The sequence below is a fragment of the Fusibacter sp. A1 genome (genome assembly GCF_004125825.1).
Classification (GTDB): Bacteria; Bacillota; Clostridia; order Peptostreptococcales; family Acidaminobacteraceae; genus QQWI01.
In genome coordinates, this window is record NZ_QQWI01000007.1 from 127,592 (window position 1) to 151,379 (window position 23,788).

The window sequence follows — 23,788 nt, forward strand, 5'->3', positions numbered from 1 at the left end:
AATTTAAGTATGAGTGAGTGTTCACTCACCAACTGTAAAGGAGTCGCTATGTCAACTGCTACCTATGAAAAACTAAGAGTCATCCATATGCAGGATGACTCAAATAAGAGAATACTAGATGCCGCGACCTACTTGTTCGCACTACAAAGCTATAAGAACACCAGCACAAAATCCATCGCAAATCATGCAGGAGTGTCAGAGGCACTGTTGTTCAAGCAGTTCAAGAACAAACAAAACCTGCTAAAATGTGTAGTGACGGATATCATCAACATTAAGCTTCCACTGATCATGAACATGTATCTGGATGAACTGATCAGCAGCACCCACCCTAAAACGATAGCGGATATCAAGTCTCTACTTTTTGAGAAGGTCACGCAGATCAACAACAATGTCGGGTATTTCAAAATTCTTATTTTTGAGTTAAGCGAGCTTGACGAAGAAACCTTGCTTCATATGAAGGACCTGCTTAATTCGATAATCGACAGGGTCTGTCTGATGATCGACCACCTTAAGGCAAAGGAATTTATCAAAAACACTCTCGATAGTCGCCTGATCTTCCGGTCCTTTATCGGCATGTCCAACTTCATGCTTATCGACATGAATTTTTTGAGTGAGGACATAGACTTTGAAAAAGAGTTTTCTCAGATATTCGAGCTGTTTATGAGAGGTATAATCAATGAATAAGAAAATCACACCTGTAATACTAGTCATTCTTTTATTCGGTTACTTCACACTGTCCACTCTTCTGAACCGCCCTGAACAGCAAAGCCTATACTACGGCGAGGCTCAAGGAAATACGTTTCATATCAACGCATCCACCTCAGGATTGATCAAAGAGATTCTAGCAAGTCCTAACGAAAGCATTATTGTCGGTCAGCACGTCGCATCGCTTATCAACACGGATCTAGATTACCAGATCGAACTTGCGAAAAACCAGGCGCTAATCGCACAGTCGCAGTTGAAAAAAGCGACAGGTCCGATCAGGGACGAAGAGTTGACGATCATTACCAATAAAATAGAATCACTTGATGAAAACAAAAAAATCCTCGAGAACTCAAAGGCCAGTCTTTACGCCTCTCTCAAGGACCTGCGCGTCAGTCAGGATTTGGCGGGCGAAGTACTCCTTGACAGGCAGCAAACCTTTGACAATACCAAAGAGCTTTACGAACAGGGTGCCGTCAGCAAAGCGGTCTTGGACCAAACGCGATTGGCACTGAAATCCGCTGAAAGTAATTTCGAATCGCTTAAGCTCAAGCAAAGCAACATGTTAGAAGAAATCGACAGCGTACAGACCAAAGTAGCCCTACTCGAAATTGAGAGAGACTCGGCAAACCAAACACTGATGGTTGCAACAAGTGGAATCAATAACGAAGATCTGACCATGGCACAACTTACCAGTAAGAATGCCCAACTCGCAGTCGACCGGTTGGTCAACCTGTCAAATGACCTAAGTATCACAGCGCTCCAGGCTGGCACGATTGAAACGATCAATTATGAGATTGGAGAATTTGTGACTCCTGGAATGCCGATTATCACCTGCTTTGATCCAGATATGATTTCACTGAACATTTATGTAAAAGAAAAGGATCTTCAAAAGTTGACTATCGGCGACCGGTATCTTACCCGTCTTGCAGGTTCGGATAGCACCGACAGCACCGAAGCGGTCATCACAACTATTGCAAACGAAGCCATGTTTACCCCGCTCAACACGGTCACAATCGATGATCGCGAGCGTTTGGTCTTTAAAGTGGTACTGACACTTGAAAGAGCAAAGTGGATTAAGCCAGGAATGTTATTGGAAGTCGACCTATCCATACTAAACGGTGACAAAAATGAGTGAAGCCGTAATTACCATAAAAAACCTTAAGAAGAACTTTGGAAATTTCACTGCAGTCAATGGTATCTCCTTTCACATCAACAAGGGTGAAATCTTTGGACTTCTAGGACCAAACGGCTCGGGAAAATCCACTACAATTAGAATGCTTTGCGGTGTGATTACACCCACCGAGGGCGGTGGCGAAATATTCGGTTTCAACTTGCTAAAAGATACTGAACAGATTAAAAGTAGAATTGGTTACATGTCACAGCAGTTCAGTCTATATGGTGACTTGACCGTTCTTGAGAATATGGAGTTTTACGGCAGGATTTTCGGAATGAAAAAGAAAGAGATCCTCTTGCGTTCCATTCCCCTTATCAAGATGGCGGCGCTTGAAGGAAAAGAACAAGCACTTGCACGAACTTTATCAGGAGGACAAAAACAGCGTTTGGCACTTTCATGCGCCTTGATACATGACCCGATTCTTTTGGTCCTTGACGAACCGACAGCCGGCGTCGATCCGGTATCAAGACGAGCATTCTGGGAAACCATCGTCCATTTGTCTGCGCAAGGTGTCACTGTTTTTGTTACTACCCATTACATGGACGAAGCAGAAATCTGCGACCGGATAGGTTTTATCTATAATGGAAATATCATTTCAGTGGATACGCCAAAGGGACATTACGAAAAGACCGGACTAAGCAACCTAGAAGATATTTTCATCGCTCACGAGCTACAAAAGTCTGATCATAAAAAGATCATGTCTTATGGGGATATGAAGAGAAAAATCAGAGGTGACCATCGTGAAGAACTTTAAACTATACCGTATTCTCACGGTCACAAAAAAAGAATTCATACATATCAGAAGGGATAAACCCAGTCTGTTCATTTCACTCTTAATGCCTGTCGTCATGCTGATGATTTTCGGCTTTGCAGTAAACAGCGATGTCAACAATGTCGATTTGACCATTTATGACGGTGCGAATACAGAGTTAAGCAGAGCTCTTGTAGAAAGCTATACTCAATCGGACTACTTTAACGATTACAGCAGAGTGAGTTCGGTTGTGCTTGTAGAAAATCTGATTAAAAGTGGAAGTGTCAAGGTTGGACTTATTATCCCCCCTGATTTCTCAAAAAAACTGAACAGAAATGAAGCATCTGAAATTCAGATTCTAGTGGATGGATCCGATCCTACAATCGCCCGAACGGCCGTCAATTATGCGGTGATGATCTCCAACCACTATAATTTAAAGCTAAAACCCATGTCGGTATCTTCAAGTGGCGTCGCCGCATCACCCATGGTCTTATATAACCCGACGCTTGAGAGTGCAAAATTCAACATTCCAGGCGTCGTGGGTCTGATCCTGCAAAACATCACAATCATACTCACAGCCCTTGCGATGGTTCGCGAAAAGGAACTCGGCACCATCGAACAGCTGATCATGACGCCGATCACTTCCCTTGAACTGATTCTCGGAAAGCTCATCCCCTATATCGTCATAGGATGTTATGACTTTATCATCGTGATGATACTCAGTAAAATGATCTTCGGTATCTCCGTTGCAGGAAACTTCACAGAACTCGCGCTCCTTGGATTCATCTTTTTAGTAGGTGCCCTAGCAATGGGTATGCTTATTTCAACCGTCGCAAGGAACCAGGCGCAGGCTATCCAAGGCACTATGGCCTTCTTACTTCCGAGTGTGCTGCTCTCAGGGTTCATGTTTCCAAGGGAGTCCATGCCTAAAATCATCCAGTGGCTCAGTGCGACTTTTCCTATCACACACTTTTTAGTGATTCTTAGAGGCATCATCGTAAAAGGTGTCGATATCAGCTATTTATGGTCATCCACGATTGCCATGATTCTGATCATCACTATCCTGATTACCGTAACGGCTATCAAATTCACTAAAAAACTAGACTAAGACAAAAAAAACAAAGCCTAATCAGCTTTGTTTTTTTTGATTATTTCTTATAGAACTTATTGTAAACAGCCATGATCAAAAGCGCACCTACCGCACCTATGATGATTCCCACGGTTTTGTCCATCTTCAAATAGTCGAAGATCATCGACAAGACCAGATAAGCACCAACTCCGATGATGAATCCTTTTGTACCCTTTTTTTTGAAAATCTTAGATGACATGTGTCGCTCCTTATTTCAATTTATTTTTTGCGATAACCGTTCTAATATCAGTATAACTTATTTTATCGGGTAGCGCGTCCTTAATTGGTTTTAATGCCGCAAGACCTACACCGTCGATCGCTTTAAGCACCTCGATTTCGACAGTCTCGTCCACTAGGTCGTCCCACTCGATTCGGTGACCCTTCTCTTCTAGTTTTTCCAGGTGACCGACAATGGTCGTCGCCTGGTATCCCCATTTTGCAGCAATCTCCTCTATCGATAATCCACTCTGATAATAGCGTAGCGTCAAATCGTACTTTTCATCATGAGAGAGCCCCTTATTGGGACTCTCGTCTAAAGAAACCACTTCAATTTCTTCCACAAGCACCTCATCGGGGTTTATCTTTTTTTCGCTTACATAATCTCTGATAAGGGACATGAAGGTTTCACCGTACGTGTCGTATTTCTTTTCTCCGATTCCCTTGATTTTTAAAAATTCTTCTTTGGTCGTAGGCAGGTAACTCGCAAGATCGCTTAAAACCGCATTGGCGAACACGACATAAAGAGGAACTCCCTTTGCCTGTGCGATCTCCGCTCGTTGAGAGACAAGTATGTCATAGAGTTCTGGGTGACCCGCATGGGTTGATGCTCTCTTCTTAGAGGTCTTCTTCTCTTTGATATCAAGTCTTGTCTGCTTCATTACAATCTTTTCACTGCCCTTTAACACGTCTCGCGCACTACCGCTGAGCTTCAGCACCGGAAACTCGTCGGTGCTCATCAGTATATGTCCTTTGGCGATCAAGAACATGATGAGTTCTTTTACTACTGGGATAGACTCGTGTTTGAGAAGACCGTAAGTGGAAAGCTCATCAAACTTGAATGTCTTCACCTTTTGGGTTTTCGCACCTCTTAACACTTCGACAACCAGGTTGATTCCAAAGCGTTGCCCCATTCTATAGATGCAAGACAGTATCTTTTGGGCCGACTCTGTACAGTCTATTTCTTCAGATTCATCCAAGCAGTTGCTGCAACTGTTGCAGTGGATTGTTTCTATCGTTTCGCCGAAATAATGCTGAATTTCTCCCCTTAGGCAGTTGTTTGTGTTGCAATAATCGATAAGTGTCTGAAGGTTGGTCATCTGTATCGTCAGACGTTCACGGTCGGTGCTGTTTTGAGTGATAAGCATCTTCTGCTTGACGATATCCGATGAGTCATACATCAGGATACAATCGCTCTCTTCACCGTCACGACCGGCACGACCGGCTTCCTGATAATAGGCTTCCATGTTTTTAGGCATGTTGTAGTGAATGACAAATCGGACATCCGGCTTATCAACGCCCATACCAAATGCATTGGTCGCCACGATGATCCGCTTTTGATCGAGCATGAACTCATCTTGAACGCGGTTTCTAGTCACAGGGTCTAGCCCACCGTGGTAAAACCCAGCGGCAATTCCCTCTTTCACTAGCTTACCGGCGACTTGCTCTACTGATTTTCTTGTCGCACAGTAGATGATCCCTGTATGTTCTTTGGGTATATCCTTAAGCCACTTGGATAAGTAGTCAAATTTACTGTGGGGTTTTACAACCCTGTAAATAAGATTTTCACGGTCAACGCCTGACACATAGGACCTTGGATGATAAAGTTCTAAAAGTGTGCTGATATCCTCTTTGACAGCTTGCGTGGCCGTAGCAGTAAAGGCAGCCACTACCGGACGCTTGGGAAGCCTGCTTATCCAAGTCGGTATCGACCTGTAACTCGGTCTAAAATCGTGCCCCCATTGACTGATACAGTGCGCCTCATCCACAGCGACAAAATCGATCACGACCTCTCTAGAAGCTTCAAGAAAGGCACCTGTCATCAAGCCCTCTGGAGCCACATAAACCAACTTATACTTACCTTGTGAGATACCATGAACCCTATCTCTGGTTTCGCCCGCTGTTAGTGAGCTGTTTAAAAATGTCGCGGCTATTCCATTTTGGTTTAGCGCCTCCACCTGATCTTTCATCAGAGCGATCAGCGGAGAAATCACGACTGTGAGTCCGCTGAAAACTAGAGCGGGAATCTGATAACAGACCGATTTCCCCCCGCCTGTCGGCATGATGACCAAAGCGTCTTTTCCTGTCGATATCGTATTGATAATGGTCTCTTGATTGTCTCTGAACGAATCGTAGCCATAATACCTTTTTAATAAATCATGTATTTTCATTTTAACCTCTTCTCGTCGAATCTCTTAACATTGTAACACGAAGCCTATTATGAGCGAACTCTAATCAGGTAAATAGTTGTCTGCAACTTGCATCATACATAAATTGGAAACTTATCTGATGACAATAAAAAAAGTTGCAAGCACCCATTGGCACTTGCAACCCATGCTAATTTCCATCGATCAGTCGATTCATGTCTGCAATCAGTTTCTTATAATTCTCATCGTACTCCTCACTTTTCCAAACATACTCTATCTCAGCTGGAATCCCCTCGTTCTGATAAGAAGTCTTCGATCCGTCGCGGTTATACATATTGAAGTAAGAGCTCAGTACAGTGATATTCGCGCCATAGTAGTTGTCAAACGTTAGTGTCGAGATCCCTTTGCCATAGGTATTCTGGCCAACTATGGTCACATTGTCAAGATGGGCGTTTAAGGCATAAGTCACTATTTCAGCAGAAGATGCTGTATACTCATCTACAAGAATCACAATCTCCTTGGGTTTAAGCTTGGCTTCAGTCAAGGTCACTTCCTCATAGACGTCCTCGTTGCCGTCAATACCATATTGCACATCCGAAAGAATCGGAATATCCTTCTCAAGGAACAAGTCGATCATCTCAAAGGCGTACACCATATAGCCGCCTGGATTGTCTCGTAAATCGATAAACAGCCTGTTTGCAACGTTGATAGGACCTGCATAATCCAAAATATCATCCGTATGCCTCTCTTCAAAGCTATAAACACCTAAATAAAAATCGCTTCCTATCGTCGATGCGTAAAAAGTCTCTGTATTGGCGAGATAGTCGTCATACTTCTCCACTGCGGCATTGCTTTCGATATAGTTGTAATATTGCATCATGCCGTCAAGATGCGAATTGACATCATTGAGAATCAACTGTGTCGCATAAAGATGAAACCGGTCATAGGTACTCAGGTCGTCAGTCCCCTCAAAAGGAGCCCAGTCGTATTCTTCAACGTAAAGATCCTCGTCAATCACCTCATCGATTCTAGCCTCCAACACGTTCCAATCGATAAAATAGCTCATCACGTCGTACAGTTCATAGGTCGTCATGTAATTTCTATAAGCGATTCCGAAATAGCCAAGCATAAAAATAATCAGTACGAATATCGTTAAGTTGCGTCTTATGATACTCTTTCTGATCCAGTGTTTGGTCTCACTATCTATGGTTTCAAGTTTTTTTAACTTTTTTAACATCCTGCACCTCTTTGACTGGTTTAAGCGACTACCCTATTGTCTATTAATAGAGTAACACTTTCAGCTATTGTTAGAAAGTGGTTATTTGAAGATCCAGATGGTATAATTCAAACAGGAGGTTCCTATGACTAAAAAACAAAAAATTATTTATGCTACAAGTCTCATCGCTTTCCTATTGATTTTATACTATTCGACTCTTCAGCTTCAGCTCCAAATTGACAAGCAGGCTAATGAACTGGCGATACTAAAGACACAAATCAACGAATCTCAGTCGGCACTCGCGGTTCTTGAAATCCTCAGCGAGGACACAAAGGATTTATCAAAATTGCTGACAAAGCTTGATACGGATCAACTCGTTAGTATTCAAAATCAAATCAATCGACTTCAATCTGAACTTTCCGAGCAACGATCCAAACACATTGTTGACCTTTCAGACGAACACGAGCTTGAAAGACTCAGATACGGGGCTGAAAGTTTTATGAAGGCCTTTACTTCTGGTGATGAACAGACCGTGTCGAACATGTTGGCAGAGAGATACGCCATTGTAGATAAGACGGTTGTCGACCTGAACCATGGTGGACGCACTATCCTAGATTTCCCGACTCAGGGCGAGATCACTTTCGCACTTAACGGGTACGGAAGTGATATCAGCAAGGACGATTTCGGATTTCACTATGTCGTATTCGTTAAAAACGGCGACGAAAGCGAGATTTTCTTTATCAACTTCACTTTAAACAATTATCAGCTATCACCGATTGTAGACAATTTGGAATTTGACATATAAAGCAAAACAGACCGGTTTCGGTCTGTTTTTTTTGCTTATTTAAAAATCAGTTTTAATGATGCTTTTAAGTACTTTCCCTTTCGTGCGATCGAAACGTTGATCCATGGGAGCGATAAAAATAAGATACCCGCCACCACAAAAATAGGGTTGCCTGAGGAAATCAATATCACGCCAAAAATCGCGTTAAATCCGATAAGCGTATATAAAAGTTTCATTCTACTCGGTTTTGGTTGGATAGTTCCCACTAGGTAGATACAGTCTTTTCTGAGTTCCAAACTTCCTACAAACTCAGAAAGTGCGGCACCTCTAGCTTTACTCGAAAGTTTGAAATCACCGTTATCATAAATCTTTCCTGTAAGCAGATTTAGAGCGAGTCTATTCTTTTTCGACTTTTCGATCAATTTTTCAATCTCGTCTTCCGCTTGACTGATGGTAGCATACTTTGTTTCTAATTCAAATCTGGACATCACTTCACCTCACTACCATTATACATTATTTATACCAAACATGTGAGCTAAAGACTGCTGCGCATATAAACAGCAAAAAACCGTAATGTGTATAGGGACACATTACGGTTTTTTTTGTGGGTGGGTTAATTACTATTCAAAAGTTAACTAGTTTTTTCAATTTTAGTTTTTGATGGTTTTGATAGCTTATCCATCCAGAAGTCAGCATTCTTAATGCCTAGCGCTTCAGGATTAAATACAGGATCAAGACCTAACTTCTTCTGGCTTTCATAATCTTTAAGCGTTGCAACACCAACTTTTGTCAATAAGAGTATAGCGACAATATTGAGCCATGCCATCAGGCCAACGCCGATATCGCCAAGTGCCCAAACCGCTCCTGCAGAGTTGATAGATCCTACGAATGTCATGACAAGAAGTGCGACACGTGTAAGGTTAAAGACAAGCTTATGATTTTTAAAGTTTCTTGCTATATACGCCACATTCGATTCGGCATAGTAGTAGTAAGCCATAAGTGTTGTAAATGCAAAGAAGAAAAGTGCGATTGCGATAAAGGAACTACCGAATCCAGGAATGAAGGAATCAAGCGCCATTTGAGTAAACGCCGGACCAGGTTCTACTCCAGCTATGTTTTCAACAAGGATGTTACCCGCTGTATCATAGATGTTGTACATACCTGTGATCAGTATCATGAATGCTGTAGCTGAACAAACAAACAGCGTATCTACATAAACCGAGAAAGCTTGTACTAGACCTTGCTTTGCTGGGTGAGATACTTCTGCAGCCGCAGCCGCCATAGGACCTGTACCCTGACCTGCTTCATTTGAGTAGATACCGCGCTTGACGCCCCACATGATCGCCTGCCCGATTACCGCGCCAGTCGCAGCTTTAGCAGACCACGCATGTGTCCAGATCAGACTGAACACGCCTGGGATTTTATCAAAGTTAAGAACAATAATGATTACTGCGACGATAATATAGGCGATTGCCATAAATGGAACGATGACTTCAGCTGCTTTACCGATTCTCTTAACGCCGCCAAAGATGATAAGACCAAGAAGCGCGGCGACGATAGCGCCAGTAATCGCTACAGGAATATTAAAGGCCGTATTCATCGCAACAGCGATACTGTTTGCCTGAATACCAGGTAGGAAGAAACCACATGCGACGATTGCAGAAAGTGCGAACAATACCGCATACCATCTTTGTCCTAAACCTTTTTCAATGTAGTAAGAAGGTCCGCCTCTGTATTCTCCATCCATCTTTTCCTTATAGACTTGAGCCAGAGCCGACTCGATATAAGCAGAACCCGCTCCTAAGAATGCGATAGCCCACATCCAGAATACCGCACCAGGACCACCGAATCCAATTGCAGAAGCAACACCAGCGATGTTACCTGTACCAACACGGCCACCAAGTGCCATTGCAAAACTTTGGAATGACGATACGCCGGACTCTGAATCTCCACCGCTGAATAGTTGTGTGACCATATCCTTGATAAGACGTACTTGTGGAAACTTCATAATAATTGAAAAGAAGATACCTGTGCCTAGGCAGAGCCAAATCAACCAGCTAGACCATATGATGCCATTTAAAAAATCAACAATACCATTGAAACTCATAAATAATTCCCCCTTAATAAGTTAATGTTCACCATATAGTATTGCAAGGACCGTGCCAACTTATATTTTACCGAATTGCAACAATATCATGTCGAAAAAGAAATAAAATCGAGAAATAAATTTCACGTATGTGAAATTTACTTCTCGATTTCGATTTCAAGTTCCTGAATTTTATTAAATAATTGTCTTCTTGTAATCCCAAGTATCTCTGCTGATTTCGTCAAATGTTGATTATTCGCTTTTAAGACAGAATGAATATAACTTTTCTCCTGGTTTTTTCTGAACTCCTTAAGACTTTGGAATGTCTGATTTACCTTTTTGGGTGTCGACAAGAACAAATCTTCTTTTCTAAGTATGCCGTCACCAGATAACACGATAAGTCTTTCGATCATATTTTTCAGCTCACGGATATTCCCAGGGAAATCGTAATTTTTCAAAAATACCAACAGTTCATCATCGATACCATTCACAGGCTTTTTCATATCATTGGACAGTTTTGAAACGAAAAAATGAACCATTTGGATGATGTCTTCTTTTCTTTCCCTGAGCGGGGGGATTTCAATCGTGAAGGTGCTGATCCTATAAAAGAAGTCCTCCCTGAACTCACCTGCTGCAATCATTTCATCTAATTTTCTATTCGTCGCGCATACCAGTCTGAAATTCACATCGATCAACTGGTTCGAACCGATTCTTTCAATACGTTTTGTGTCCAGTACCCTCAGCATCTTAAGCTGCATATCTGCAGTGGCATCTCCAATTTCATCTAAAAAGAGTGTTCCTCCATCTGCGGATTCAAACTTCCCTATTCGTGTTTCAGTAGCACCCGTATAGGCACCTTTCTCGTGTCCGAACAGTTCGGACTCAAGAAGCGTCATCGAATAGGCATGGCAGTTGACCGGCACGAAGTTGTTCCCTTTTCTAGTCGATTTTTCATGGATATAAGCGGCAAAGGCTTCCTTTCCGACGCCCGACTCCCCGAGCAATAGAATATTGGCGTTGCTCACAGCGACCTTGTCGATCAGGTCAATCGCCTTTTTCATTTTTGGATTCTTCGACTGCATCAAATATTGGCCCGTGACCGCCGGCTGACTTATTTTCATTTTAAGTTCTGAGATCCTCTTTACCTTTTCAACTTCGAAGATCAGCTCCTCAGGATCGTGTGATTTGATATAGTAGGAAAACGCACCTTTCTTCATCGCCTCCACAGCATTCTTTATGCTTCCGTAACCTGTAATGATGATTACTTCTGTATCGGAATGGTCTTTTTTAATTTCTTTTAAAAGATCGAAACCATTCATATCCTGCATGAAAAAGTCACTCAGCACCAGATCAAAAAACTCTTTTTCCAGCATATCGAGCGCATCTGTGGCTTTGGTGGTATAACTTACATGATGTCCTTCTCCCTTGAGTATCAAAGAAAGCACATCACAATAATGTTGTTCATCATCCACAATCAAAATCTTAAATATATGTTCACTCATCGACCTGTTCCCCAATCTTCAAGTTGATTTTAAATGTCGTACCTACTCCTGGCTTGGTGATCACATTGATCGTACCATTGATCTTTGCAAGTTCGCTATAGACAATGTAAAGACCTAACCCGGTACCCTCACCAACATTCTTAGTTGTATAAAAAGGCTCAAAGAGCTTTTCTTTGGTTTCTTCTGACATTCCTTCTCCGTTATCGATTATGTGAATCTGAACGGTTTCATCCATGCGCTTTAGCCATATGGTAATCTGCCCTTTTTTGGGTATGGCATCGATCGCATTGTTGATGATGTTCAATAAAATCGCCTTAAGCGACTCCTCTTGAGTACTGATCGCCGTCGGTTCAAGTTTGAGTCTGCAAACGATCTGCTGTCTGTTCATCAGCTTATCGTTGAGATTGATGATATCCCGAATCAGTTTATCGATCTTGACCTGGCTCAACTCATCGTTTGACAGCCTCGAAAAATTGAGTAGGTTGTCAATAATCGCCGAAGCCTTGTCTACAGACTCCTCAATCACGCTAAGGGACTTTCTCAGCAGGTCCTTGTCATCCTTGTTTCTTCTTAACAGAAAGGCGTAGTTCCTGATCAGACCAAGAGGATTTCTAATTTCGTGCGCAACACCCGTTGCAAGCTGACCGATAGCCGCCATCTTATTGTCTTGTAAAAGCCTTGACTCATGAATCTTTTTGTCTGTTACATCTTCAAACATCAAGAGAGTGGCGTTTCCCTGAAATTCTGCGTACTCAATGGTATAGGGTGTCACCTGGTAGGTCTGTCCCTGCATCATATGTTCAAACGAAGTGGAATTGGAAGAGAACTTGTCCTTAAATTCATCGCTGAATCCAGGTAAGATCCGATCCAAATAGTGATCCGTGTTTAAATCGTGTATCTCAAACATAGAATAGAACCGTTTATTTCCCGACCATATCTTAAAGTCTGGAGCGACCACCACAATCATGTGGCTGAGCCCATCGATGATGGTCTGTAAATTATCTTTATTGATTGCGAGCTCGCGGGTTCGTTCGTCCACAAATCGTTTTAATTCAAAATTCCACAAGACAACAAGCATGACAATCACAATTGTGACAAGACCTGCGCTAAGAATTGCAAGTGTCAACCTATCCGTCTGATTGCTGCTTGAAATCGGTGTTGAGATTCCAAACCACTTTTGCTGAATTTTGTTGACTGTTCCCTTTTGAGTTAAAGCGTAGATGCCCTTGTTGATGATCGACTGCAGCCGCTTATCGCTTTTATAGAGGCTTAAGACTGAAGGCAATTCATAAAGCGGCTCATCTACGATTCTAAAGTCTTCGTTCATCTCAAGTATATTGGTAAAATAACTGATAACCGGCTCATCACCTGCCATCGCATCCACTTTTCCTTCTTTGACCAATCGGACACTTTCTTCATAATCCACCGTATAAATAAGATTTACGAACTCTGTCTCCCTATTAAGAAAGTCAACCACATAGTCGCCTTTTTGAACAGCAACAGTGAGCCCATTTAGATCGGCGGCATTTAATACGCTATCATTATCGTTCGAAATCAAAATCACTCCACGTTGATAATACACCGGATCAGAGAACAGATAGATTTCAGCGCGCGCATCCGAAGAATACATGTCACAAATGTCTGTCTCCCCTCTTTTTAAGGCTTCAAGTGCGTCATCCCAGATCATCGGTCTCATTTCGATTTCTGTCTCAAGCTCTATGGCGAGTGCCTTTACATAATCAATCACTACGCCTCTGTACTGGCCAGCTTCCTTGTCGTAGTATCTAAGCGGTGGAGAATTGTTGTCGGATGCGTAAACGATGGGTCCGTGATCTTTTAAAAATTGACGGTCCGACTCCGTCAACTGATGGTCGTTATTGAAGTACTGAAAGATATTCATATGATAGTTCGAACGGATAAACTGATTGGCAAAGAACAACCAGGTCACAATCAACACGAATGTCACACTTAAAAATTTCTTTTTCATAAGCCCCCCAGTGTCAAAATCTTTTTTAAAGTATAACACAAGATGAACATAAAAAAACCTCAACAAACAATTGTTGAGGTTCCATTTATCTAATAATTCACTCTTACGAGGGTCAATGCGTCAGCCATCGCCTTGTGCCCTACAAATTTTGTAGCACTTGTTTCAAACGCCCTGTCCACAGTATTGACAGGTAGCTGACCGATTCCGATTTGCACCAATGTTCCAACGATGATTCTTTCCATGTTCACTAAAAACCCGTCTGCTGTGATGCTGATCACAACTTCGTTCTTGGTTTCGCTCACATCAAGTGCGAATATTTCCTTTACAGAGTTCTTAGCCTTCTTATTGGCCGTGAATGCCATAAAATCGTGTTGACCGACAAACTTTTCTGCAGCGATCTTCATTTTGCTTACATTCAGCTTCTGTTCCTGAACGTTGACATATTTTCTTTCAAACAAAGGACGATAAGGTGCGTCGCACTTCCATAATCTGTACTCGTAAGTCAACGACTCTACATTGTATCTGCTGTGGAACCTGTCATCCACGATGCTAAGCGATAACACGATGATATCGTCTGGAAGATACTTTTCAAAATACTCGAACAACTCAGGTTCGCTCATGTGATTCGTCGTCACGTTAAAGTTTACGACCTGCCCCTTTGCATGGACACCCGCATCAGTGTTAATCGAACTTATCACTTCTATCTCTTCTTCATAAAGCTTTTGCAATATCGATTCAATCTTATATTGAATGCTCTTTTCTGGATTATTCTTCTTTTTTGCGAATCCGATATATTTTCTACCATCGTAAGCAACTACCATTTTAATATTTTGCATGTTCTCTCCTCAATCAATAACCTAGTCAATCTTAACATTGTAACACAACACACGATAAAAGGATACATTATATCAACTTAATAGTTTATAATGATTCTATCACACCTAGGAGGAAGCTATGTACAAATTTACAGCACTGACAACAGCAGACTATTATCTGCTTTACAATTTTTTAAATGAAACCCATGTCATCGATTTTCACACCAGAAAAAAAATCAACATGGAAGGCATCGACGACGAATACGGCCTATACCTAAGCGCTGAAATTCCAAAAAAGTGTTTTATCGTTCATGAAGACGAAGTGCCTATCGGCACTGCAAAGCATTATCGCCTAGACGATTTTCCAAACTACCAGGCAGAGGTGGACTTAGAAAATGCGATTGGTATAGAGCTTATCATCGCCCGTGAAGGATACTTTCATAAAGGTAAGGCCGAAGCAGTGATCGAAGCCTTTATCAGCAATCAGGACTTAACGGGACACGTCCTATTCGCAGCCTGCTCTTTGGACAATACGCCGGCTATCAGAGCTTTCGAAAAAGCAGGTTTTGTGAACAAGAAGGAGATCTTCAATATTGATAAGAGGGACATGGAATATATTTTAGTGAAATCACAGTAAAGAAGAACTGGTTGCTTCTAATCGTCTGCGTACTAAGCAGACAAGCAAGGAGCCTATCGCTATACCAAAACTGTTAAGAATAAGATCGTCAACATCCGCAACTCCTGTTCTTGTAAAAAACTGGGCCACTTCAATGAATACCGGGATAAGAACTGCAGCAATCCGTCTGATTCGTCCGTTTTTTATTAGAGTGGACAGCACAAGCCCGATTGGGATGAATAGAATGATATTTCCAAGTAGATGGATCGATGATTCATAGCCGACAATTGTCCTAAAGGGAACAAAGTTGATCGAATGCAAATCGAACTTTTCAGGTCTATATGCTATCCTTCCCGATATGAACAAAGCCATGCTCATCAATACACCATAGGTTGAAATAAACATCACAGAAAGTATTTCTATGTAACTTGTAAATTCATCTACCTTCCTTTTTATCAGTTGCGCAGCTACGATAGGAACATGGAAACCGACGGTCGTCATGATCACAATCATGATGCTGTTCCATGTCATATGAACATCGACATTCAACAAGGTGTAACTCGCGATCAACCACCATAAAGCATAGGAGCTCAAGGTCATCACCATGACCCTATCTACACTATCATCCCTTTTAAACATGCCTGTTCCAGCTGTAAAGGAAATAAGCCCGACCATACCTGAGGCGATGATAAAATGGAACTTATTGAAAATCCAAATTGAAAAAGCGGTAATCGCTATTCCTATTAATCCTGAAACCAACGTTTTTATAATCATCAAGTTATCCTCCCATGCATAAGTATAATGAATCACAAGTAGGAATGCACCTTAAATTATCCTTAAATTTAAAAAGCTCACAGCGGTATTTTCAACCACTGTGAGCTTTAGAAGTGCTTTTTATACGGTGTGACCTATCTACAGAGCTCAATAAGCGAATCAATCAGACTGCCTACATATGCGACTGCCTTTTCTATCGGTTCGGACGTTTTCATATCAAGACCCGCGACAGCTAGAAGGTCGAGCGGTTTTAACGTGCCGCCAGCCTTAAGCATGTTGAGCCACCTGTCTACAGCGGCTTGACCCTCTATGAAAATCGCTTCACAGGCCGCTGTAGATGCGGTAAGACCAGCTGAATAGGTGTATGGATAAAGTCCCATATAGTAATGAGCCTGTCTCATCCAGGTCAAGCCCGCCGCTTCATCGATTGTTACGGTTTCACCCCAAAAGGTCTTTAAAACATCAAGCTTTGTATTGCAAAGTAGCTTTGCAGTGAGCGGTTTGCCCGCCTCGGCGAGTGCGTATACCTTCTGTTGGAAAGCCGCTTCAAGAAGATGTGTTACAAAGTTATGATAGTAGGTACCTAAAAATTGTAGAATCACCCACTTCTTCAACTTTGGATCGTCCGTCTGATTCATCATGAACCTACCCAGCAACATTTCATTCATCGTCGAAGGCGCTTCAACAGTAAAGGTGGACGGTCGTGTATTAAAGAAGCTTTGATGCTTGTTCGCAAGATAGAAATGCCCTGCATGTCCAAGTTCATGGGTCAAGGTAAACGCATCCCTCATATTGTCCTGAAAAGTCATCAGAATGTAAGGATGGGCCGCATAAGGCGAGGAGCAAAACGCACCTGTCGCCTTTCCTACATTATCGGCGTAGTCGATCCATCTTTCATCGAAGGCTTTTTCAATCACATCCACATAATCCTTGCCCATGACTTCAAGAGAATCAATTACAGTCCTTTTAGCTTGCTCAAATGTCGCTGGTGGATTGTACGATGTGTCTATCGGGGCCTTTAAATCATAAAAATGAAGTGTGTCGAGTTTTAGTTCTTCTTTTAAAAGGCGGGCGTACTTTCTCATATGAGGGGCCAGTTGATTGTAGATCACCTCAATTTGTCTCTCATACATCGCAACCGTCACATTTTGTGGTTTAAGAAGCATTTCTGTGACACTGTCATAACCTCGCAGGCGACTGAGCGCAACTTGTTTTTTAACCTCAGCGCTATAAAGCGACGCATACGTATTCTGGTATCTTTCCAATGTTTTTGTGAACGAAGCGTAAGCATTGGTGCGAATCGCAGCATCTTCATCATACTCATACTTTCCCTCAAACAGCGCAAATGAATTTTGCAGTACATTTCCACTACTATCTAGAAAATCATCGAAAACCATATCCGCTGCTTTACTGACTGAATAGGTCTTATAGGGTGACGATGTAAGCTCTCCAATCGACGAAAGCACCTTTTCAGTTTCAGCAGAGAGCTTGTAGGGCTTCTCGTTGTAAATATCCTCTAAATAAGAATGATACATCAAGAGTCTCGGTTCATCGACAAAGGCTTTTCTATACGACTCCTCAGATAGCTCCATAATTTCTGAACGAATAAATGTAAGTTGGCTCTGAGTCTTTGTATTTGCTTGAGAGTATAACATCGCCAGTTCCTGATTGTTGACGTTTTTCCCGTCAACCGATTGGTTCAGACTTGCATAAGCGCCTAGCTTAAACAAATCAACTATCAACTGCTCGTACTTCTTAATCACCTCAAAAAATAGACTACTGTCACCTGCAAGTTTTCCCTTTAGCGCTACCAGCTCACTTGTAGTGACATCCAGTTCATGTAACGCCTGATGCCATTCTTCACTAGAACTGAAAAGCGCTGTAAGATCCCATGTCATTTCCTCCGGAACCTCAGTTCTTAAGTATCTGTTCTTCACTATCCCTTCCTCCTTCAAATGTATGCATACATCCATTATAGAATAAAATCACATGTAATTAAATTACATTTTAACTAACAACATCATTTTTTTCTACGAGGAACCTGCAAGAGGAGGAATGAATCAACTCAACACTCCCTTTCAGTTAGTGTTTTGTACACTACTTCATCGCTGACGCTGATATAAGCTGGCCGCATGATCTTATTGTCACTAACGATCTGCTCGATTCTATGAGCGCACCATCCTGCGATTCTTGCTGTGGCAAAGAGTGGTGTATATAGCTCTTGAGGGATATCAAGCATTTCGTAGACGAATCCTGAATACAAGTCCACATTAGCACAGATCACACAGTGAACTCCCTTTAACTCTTTAAACAGCTCCATTGTAAGCGATTCAATGTCAGCATAGAGTCCATACTTATCCAGCGCGTTTTTTTCTACAGCCAGCTCATAAGCCTTTTCTTTTAAAAGCACTGCTCGTGGGTCTGAATAGGTGTAAACGGCATGTCCCATACCGTAAATGAGTCCTTCACGATTGAAGACCTCTTTCTTTAGCATTCTTCTCAAGTAATTTTTCAGCGCAGTCCTATTTGTCCAGTCGCTGCAGTTTTCCACAATGTCGTCAATCATAGCGCGCACCTGATTGTTGGCGCCACCGTGTTTTGGTCCTTTCAAAGATCCGATGGCTGCGACAATCGCCGAATAGGTGTCTGTACCGCTTGACGAAACCACATGCGTCGCAAATGCCGAATTGTTACCACCGCCGTGTTCGGCATGGATGACCAGGCATAAATCGAGTGTCTCCGCTTCCATTTTTGTGTACTGGTTGTCACGCCTGATCATGTAAAGGATGTTCTCAGCGGTTCCAATCCCCCTTTGCGGCGGGTGGATGAATAGGCTGGTATGGTCGAAATAATGGCTTTTTGCCTGATATCCATAAGATATAATCGTTGGAAACCTTGCAATCAGTTGAATACTTTGCCAAAGTACGTTGCTGATCGCCGTGTCATCCGGATTCTCATCGTGCGAATAGAGCACCAGCACACTACGTTGAAGTTTATTCATAATGTCCTTACTTGGAATCTTGAGGATCATGTTTTCTGTGAAATCGTTTGGCAAATGCCTGCATTCATCCAGGAGCTGAGCAAACTCATCAAGCTCCTTCCTATTTGGTAGTTCACCAAACAAAAGAAGATAGACAGTTTCTTCAAATCCCCTTCGCCTATCTGCCTGGAAACCCTTCACGAGCGTTTCCAGACTGACTCCTCTGTAATAAAGCCTACCGACATCAGGAACCTTAACGCCTTCAATCAGATCATATCCATGCACAGCGCCCACATCTGTCAGACCGACAAGCACTCCTGTGCCATTCTTGTTTCTGAGTCCCCTATGCACAGGATACTGCTCATAAAATTCGGGTAGAATTCGACTGTTTCTCTCTGATCGTTCACTCAATTTTGCAAGCAGTGTCTTAGTTTCTCTCTCATGCATGGCTACCCCTCCCGTATCTTGTCAGTCTAAAATCATGTTTTTGATAATTCCATCTGTGATGCTCTTTAAACTGCCTTGACCTCCCAAATCAGGTGTAAGAAGCGACTTATCCTTAAGCGTTTTTTCGACCGCGCTTCGGATGGCATCCGCTCTTTTAGGTTCACCAAGGTAATCGAGCATCATGGCGCCACTAAGGGTCATTGCAATAGGATTTGCGATCGAAAGGCCTGCAATATCTGGTGCGCTTCCGTGCACAGCCTCAAAAATGGCAAGGTCTTCGCCGATATTCGCTCCCGGTACAAGTCCGAGCCCTCCAACCAGACCCGATGCAAGATCTGATAAAATGTCCCCATAAAGGTTTTCCGTCACCAGCACATCGTACTTTTGAGGATACATCACAAGCTGCATGCACATATTGTCGACAATCATCTCTTCGTAACCGATCATCGGGTACTGCTCTGCTACCTCTCGGCAGCACTCTAAAAAGAGTCCGTCAGACAGTTTCATGATGTTAGCCTTGTGCACAGCGGTCACTTTTCTTCTCTTGTGCTTCAGCGCATAGTCAAATGCCTTTTTAGCAATACGTAGACTTGCCTTTTTCGTGATAATCTTAATTGCATGTACTTCGCCCCCACTGATCACCACTTCTTTTCCGATATAAAGATCTTCTGTATTCTCCCTAAAAATCACAAGATCCACACCCAAAAATTTAGTAAGGTCACCATAACTCATCACAGGTCTAATATTCGCATATAGATCAAACTGTTGCCTGAGCGTGACATTGACGCTTTTAAATCCCCTACCGATAGGAGTAGTGATCGGTCCTTTTAGAGCAACACGATATTCTTTAATCGCATCTATTACAGATTCAGGAATCAGTTCTCCTGTCTCCAAAAGCACATGTTCACCTGCTTCTTTTAGGATCCATTCTATTTGTACTCCTGTCGCATCAATGATCCTTTTGGCAGCAGCGCTGACTTCCGGTCCGATACCGTCACCTGGGATCAATACTACCTTATGCATGCTGTTCCTCCCGCATTTGAGCCTTTACATAGTTTAGGGCGCCACCCGCCTTTAAAAGTTCCACCTCTCTAGGTGATCCTTCAAACAAGACATGAATCACCTTACCAGTACTGACATTCAAAATCTTAAGTCTTCCCTGTTCAAGTCCGCTGTGGCAGTCATCCACCATTAGTTCATCAAACTCAGCGATCAGATCGTAGTCGCTCATATTTTCAAACACCAAAGGCAGGATTCCCGCATTGATCAGGTTCATTTTATGAATCCTTGCAAAGGATTTTGCAATTACAGCGCTCACACCTAAATACAAAGGGATTAGTGCCGCATGTTCCCTACTCGATCCCTGACCGTAATTACTGCCGCCTATAACTATTCCGCCTCCGTACTTCAACGCCCTATCCCTAAAATCAGAAACCAGAGTTTTGAAGCCGTGCCTTGACAACTCGGGTATGTTAGACCTAAAAGGTAGTAGCGCTGCTCCAGAAGGCATGATATCATCCGTCGTCACGTTATCGTGCGTCTTAAGCAAAGTAGTACCAGAAACCTTGTCCCTAAGCATCTTTCCAACAGGGAACTCCTTGATATTAGGCCCCCGTTCAATCATAGCTTTAGGACTTGCAGGACTGCTTATCCAGTAGTTTTCAACAAGATCGTACTTTTCTGGTTCAAAAAAAGCAGGATAATCAGTGAGTGTTCTAGGGTCTGTGATCACTCCGCTAATCGCAGATGCTACTGCCGTTTCAGGACTCACAAGATACACATCGGCGCTGTCCGTGCCGCATCGACCTTTAAAATTTCTATTAAAGGTTCTTAAGGACACCGCACCCGATTTTGGTGCCTGGCCCATTCCTATACATGGACCGCATCCAGCTTCGAGTAGTCTCGCGCCAGCACTGATCATCGATGCGAGCGCACCGTTCTTTGCAAGCATGCCTAGCACACTGCTGCTACCAGGGCTGATCACAAGACCCACAGAAGGACTGACTCTTTTGCCTTTTAACATCTCAGCTACTTTCATCAGATCAGTATAGGACGAGTTGGTACAGCTTCCGATAGCCACTTGATCGACTTTTCTACCCTCAATTTCTTTCACACATTTTATATTGTCCGGACTATGAGGCAGCGCTGCAGATGGCTCCACCATATCCAGATCGATGATAAGTTCTTCATCGTATGTGGCGTTTTCATCTGCTGTTAGGGGATAATAGTCCGCCGCCCTTCCCTGACGAGTTAAAAAATCTAGGGTGTTTTCATCACTTGGAAAGATTGATGTCGTCGCCCCAAGCTCGGCTCCCATATTCGTAATTGTCGCACGTTCAGTAACACTCAAGGTTTTAACACCCTCACCTGCATACTCGAGCACAGCTCCTACTCCACCTTTTACAGTTAGGGTCTTGAGCACATGAAGAATCACATCTTTCGCGCTCGACCATGGTCTTAGCTGACCTTTAAGGTGAACCTTGATCACCTTTGGAACCGTCAGGTAGTAGTAACCGCAAGCCATTCCAATTGCAATGTCGAGTCCGCCCGCGCCAATTGCAAGTGCACCTAGTCCGCCGCACGTCGGAGTATGGCTGTCCGATCCTATCAGAATGCTTCCTGGTACGGCGAAGCGTTCCAAGTGAAGCTGATGACATATTCCGTTTCCAGGTTTTGAATAGACGATTCCGTATTTACTTGCGACAGACCTTATGAAAGCGTGGTCGTCCGCATTCTCAAACCCGGTCTGCAGCATATTGTGGTCGATGTACGCCACTGACAGGTCCGTCTTGATCGACTCCACTTCCAGCGCTTCTAGCTGGAGGTAGACCATCGTTCCTGTGGAATCCTGAGTCAATGTCTGATTGACAGCTACTTTAATGCTGTTTCCCACCAAAAGCTCACCTTGCAAAAGGTGCTTATCCAATATTTTGTGTGTGATGTTCCTCTTCATAGAGCCCTCCTTGTCACGCATTGTATAATTGTATACAATAATACAATTTAGAAAACCCTGTGTCAACCTCTCAGTGATTATCAAGTGATAAAAATTAATTTATACAGAAATATCAGCCTCTAAGAAGGCTATCACCCATTAGATACTCATCAATGTCTCTTGCTACGATTCTTCCTTCGTGGATCGCCCTGACAACTAGCGACTGACCGCTACGCATGTCACCTGCGCTAAAAATCCCTTTCCTACTTGTCATATGTTTTTTATCTGTGGCGACATTTCCTCTTTGGTCCAGTTCAAGACTTAAGGCTTCGATCATCCCCTCTCGTGCAGGGTGTAAAAATCCCATGGCTAAAAACACCAGGTCAACTGCTATTTCATACTCACTACCATCTTCAGAACTTGCCACAACGCCCCTTAGCTTACCCTCTGATCCTATAAACTCGTGGGTTTTCGTACTCCAAAACCTTTGTGCGCCCTCCTCATGTGACGAAGTCGTTTTCAGCGTATTTGCCGCAGTGGGCCAGGTCATCAACACATCCGCTTTTTCTGGAGGCTTTGGCATGATTTCATACTGGTACACGGCTTTTGCGCCTTGTCTCACAGCGGTTCCGATACAGTCTGAACCTGTGTCACCGCCACCAATCACAAGAACCGTTTTGTCCTTTGCGCTGATAACTTCTCCTTCAATCTCCAATCCGTGGACGCTCATCGTATACTGACTCAGATAATCCACCGCATAATGAATGCCCTTAAGTTCACGACCCTTCACCTGAAGATCCCTAGGAATAGTCGAGCCGCCGGTAAGCACTAGCGCATCCATTTCTTCTTCAAGCTTCAAGACAGACATGTCTGTACCCACTTCAACACCGGTAACGAACTTGACACCTGCTTCTTTCATAAGTTCAATACGCCTATCTATCACATATTTTTCAAGTTTGAAATTGGGTATTCCAAATCGCAGCAGGCCACCGACTTCTGTGCTTCTTTCATAGACGGTCACCTCATGTCCCACAGCATTCAGTTCATCTGCGACCGTAAGTCCTGCAGGTCCTGATCCAATGATTGCAATCTGCTTTCCGGTTCTCATCTTAGGATACCTGGGTTTTACCCAACCTTCCTTAAAAGCGGTTTCAATGATGGTATGTTCTATTTCTCTGATGGTGACAGCACCATGGTGAATGCTCAAAGAACAGGATGTTTCGCAAAGTGCCGGGCATATTTTTCCTGTAAACTCAGGAAAATTGTTCGTTAGTCTGAGCATGCGGTAGGCTTCTTCCCAGTCTCCATTTTGTGCATGTTCGTTCCAATACGGGATCAGATTGCCAAGCGGGCATCCCCAGCTGCAAAACTGGGTACCACAGTCCATGCACCTTGAAGCCTGAATCCTTATTTCCTTTACGGACAGGGGCTGATACACATCCAGGTGGTCAGCGATCCTTAGCTCTACCGGTCTTAGTGTATAACTCTTTCGTGCGTGATGTTTAAATCCTTCAATTGTAGCCATAC

General features: G+C 43.0%; 20 protein-coding genes. 6 read left to right on the plus strand and 14 right to left on the minus strand.

Annotated features, from left to right (window positions below; all coding sequences use genetic code 11):
* Nucleotides 1-48 precede the first annotated feature (48 nt).
* From DWB64_RS11615 to DWB64_RS11630, 4 genes are read left to right on the plus strand one after another with little or no spacing between them, the layout of a single operon-like run.
* Nucleotides 49-684 carry a TetR/AcrR family transcriptional regulator gene (locus DWB64_RS11615; protein WP_164980379.1) on the plus strand — a complete coding sequence of 212 codons (636 nt, stop codon included), beginning with the start codon at nt 49-51 and terminating at the stop codon, nt 682-684.
* The gene (locus DWB64_RS11620) at nt 677-1,840 is read left to right on the plus strand and encodes an HlyD family secretion protein (protein WP_129488412.1); all 1,164 of its coding nucleotides are present in this window, start codon (nt 677-679) and stop codon (nt 1,838-1,840) included. Before DWB64_RS11615 ends, DWB64_RS11620 begins: the two co-directional genes overlap by 8 nt.
* Entirely contained in the window at nt 1,833-2,633 is an 801-nt protein-coding gene (locus DWB64_RS11625) for an ABC transporter ATP-binding protein (protein ID WP_129488413.1), read from the plus strand. Before DWB64_RS11620 ends, DWB64_RS11625 begins: the two co-directional genes overlap by 8 nt.
* On the plus strand, nt 2,620-3,738 hold the full coding sequence (locus DWB64_RS11630; RefSeq protein ID WP_129488414.1) for an ABC transporter permease: 1,119 nt from the start codon (nt 2,620-2,622) through the stop codon (nt 3,736-3,738). Before DWB64_RS11625 ends, DWB64_RS11630 begins: the two co-directional genes overlap by 14 nt.
* Before the next feature lie 40 nt (nt 3,739-3,778).
* Here the strand turns inward: DWB64_RS11630 and DWB64_RS11635 are convergent, their stop codons facing one another.
* The 3 genes from DWB64_RS11635 to DWB64_RS11645 form a co-directional block, all read right to left on the minus strand.
* Nucleotides 3,779-3,958 carry a hypothetical protein gene (locus DWB64_RS11635; RefSeq protein WP_129488415.1) on the minus strand — a complete coding sequence of 60 codons (180 nt, stop codon included), beginning with the start codon at nt 3,956-3,958 and terminating at the stop codon, nt 3,779-3,781.
* Between the two features lie 10 nt (nt 3,959-3,968).
* A complete protein-coding gene (gene recQ, locus DWB64_RS11640) occupies nt 3,969-6,146 on the minus strand; it encodes a DNA helicase RecQ (RefSeq protein ID WP_129488416.1) in 2,178 nt (725 codons plus the stop codon).
* A gap of 166 nt (nt 6,147-6,312) precedes the next feature.
* The gene (locus DWB64_RS11645; RefSeq protein ID WP_129488417.1) at nt 6,313-7,359 is read right to left on the minus strand and encodes a S41 family peptidase; all 1,047 of its coding nucleotides are present in this window, start codon (nt 7,357-7,359) and stop codon (nt 6,313-6,315) included.
* Nucleotides 7,360-7,483: 124 nt separating this feature from the next.
* Here DWB64_RS11645 and DWB64_RS11650 point away from each other — a divergent pair, with 124 nt between their 5' ends.
* Nucleotides 7,484-8,143 carry a hypothetical protein gene (locus tag DWB64_RS11650; protein WP_129488418.1) on the plus strand — a complete coding sequence of 220 codons (660 nt, stop codon included), beginning with the start codon at nt 7,484-7,486 and terminating at the stop codon, nt 8,141-8,143.
* Nucleotides 8,144-8,178: 35 nt separating this feature from the next.
* On the opposite strand, the gene DWB64_RS11655 is transcribed toward DWB64_RS11650, so the two are convergent.
* The 5 genes from DWB64_RS11655 to truA all read right to left on the minus strand — a co-directional run bounded on the left by DWB64_RS11655 (nt 8,179) and on the right by truA (nt 14,533).
* A complete protein-coding gene (locus tag DWB64_RS11655; protein WP_129488419.1) occupies nt 8,179-8,610 on the minus strand; it encodes a hypothetical protein in 432 nt (143 codons plus the stop codon).
* Between the two features lie 143 nt (nt 8,611-8,753).
* The gene (locus DWB64_RS11660) at nt 8,754-10,229 is read right to left on the minus strand and encodes a sodium:alanine symporter family protein (protein WP_129488420.1); all 1,476 of its coding nucleotides are present in this window, start codon (nt 10,227-10,229) and stop codon (nt 8,754-8,756) included.
* Between the two features lie 137 nt (nt 10,230-10,366).
* Nucleotides 10,367-11,710 carry a sigma-54 dependent transcriptional regulator gene (locus DWB64_RS11665; RefSeq protein ID WP_129488421.1) on the minus strand — a complete coding sequence of 448 codons (1,344 nt, stop codon included), beginning with the start codon at nt 11,708-11,710 and terminating at the stop codon, nt 10,367-10,369.
* Nucleotides 11,703-13,697, minus strand: a complete 1,995-nt coding sequence (locus tag DWB64_RS11670) for a transporter substrate-binding domain-containing protein (RefSeq protein WP_129488422.1) — start codon at nt 13,695-13,697, stop codon at nt 11,703-11,705. Before DWB64_RS11670 ends, DWB64_RS11665 begins: the two co-directional genes overlap by 8 nt.
* Nucleotides 13,698-13,786: 89 nt before the next feature.
* Complete coding sequence (truA, locus tag DWB64_RS11675; RefSeq protein ID WP_129488423.1) at nt 13,787-14,533, minus strand: tRNA pseudouridine(38-40) synthase TruA; 747 nt, start codon at nt 14,531-14,533, stop codon at nt 13,787-13,789.
* 118 nt (nt 14,534-14,651) lie between these two features.
* Here truA and DWB64_RS11680 point away from each other — a divergent pair, with 118 nt between their 5' ends.
* Entirely contained in the window at nt 14,652-15,149 is a 498-nt protein-coding gene (locus DWB64_RS11680; RefSeq protein ID WP_129488424.1) for a GNAT family N-acetyltransferase, read from the plus strand.
* Here the strand turns inward: DWB64_RS11680 and DWB64_RS11685 are convergent.
* The 6 genes from DWB64_RS11685 to DWB64_RS11710 form a co-directional block, all read right to left on the minus strand.
* Nucleotides 15,141-15,902 (minus strand): VanZ family protein, encoded by a 762-nt coding sequence (locus DWB64_RS11685; protein ID WP_129488425.1) that lies wholly within the window; start codon nt 15,900-15,902, stop codon nt 15,141-15,143. The two genes, DWB64_RS11680 and DWB64_RS11685, sit on opposite strands and share 9 nt — an antisense overlap.
* A 134-nt stretch (nt 15,903-16,036) precedes the next feature.
* Complete coding sequence (pepF, locus tag DWB64_RS11690) at nt 16,037-17,839, minus strand: oligoendopeptidase F (RefSeq protein ID WP_206736673.1); 1,803 nt, start codon at nt 17,837-17,839, stop codon at nt 16,037-16,039.
* Between the two features lie 128 nt (nt 17,840-17,967).
* Nucleotides 17,968-19,329, minus strand: coding sequence for a citrate/2-methylcitrate synthase (locus DWB64_RS11695; protein WP_129488427.1), 1,362 nt, complete (start codon nt 19,327-19,329; stop codon nt 17,968-17,970).
* Between the two features lie 21 nt (nt 19,330-19,350).
* Nucleotides 19,351-20,352 carry an isocitrate/isopropylmalate dehydrogenase family protein gene (locus DWB64_RS11700; protein ID WP_129488428.1) on the minus strand — a complete coding sequence of 334 codons (1,002 nt, stop codon included), beginning with the start codon at nt 20,350-20,352 and terminating at the stop codon, nt 19,351-19,353.
* Nucleotides 20,345-22,282 carry an aconitate hydratase gene (locus DWB64_RS11705; RefSeq protein WP_129488429.1) on the minus strand — a complete coding sequence of 646 codons (1,938 nt, stop codon included), beginning with the start codon at nt 22,280-22,282 and terminating at the stop codon, nt 20,345-20,347. The genes DWB64_RS11700 and DWB64_RS11705 overlap by 8 nt, the downstream gene beginning before the upstream one ends.
* Before the next feature lie 112 nt (nt 22,283-22,394).
* Nucleotides 22,395-23,786 (minus strand): glutamate synthase subunit beta, encoded by a 1,392-nt coding sequence (locus DWB64_RS11710; protein WP_129488430.1) that lies wholly within the window; start codon nt 23,784-23,786, stop codon nt 22,395-22,397.
* Nucleotides 23,787-23,788: the final 2 nt, after the last annotated feature.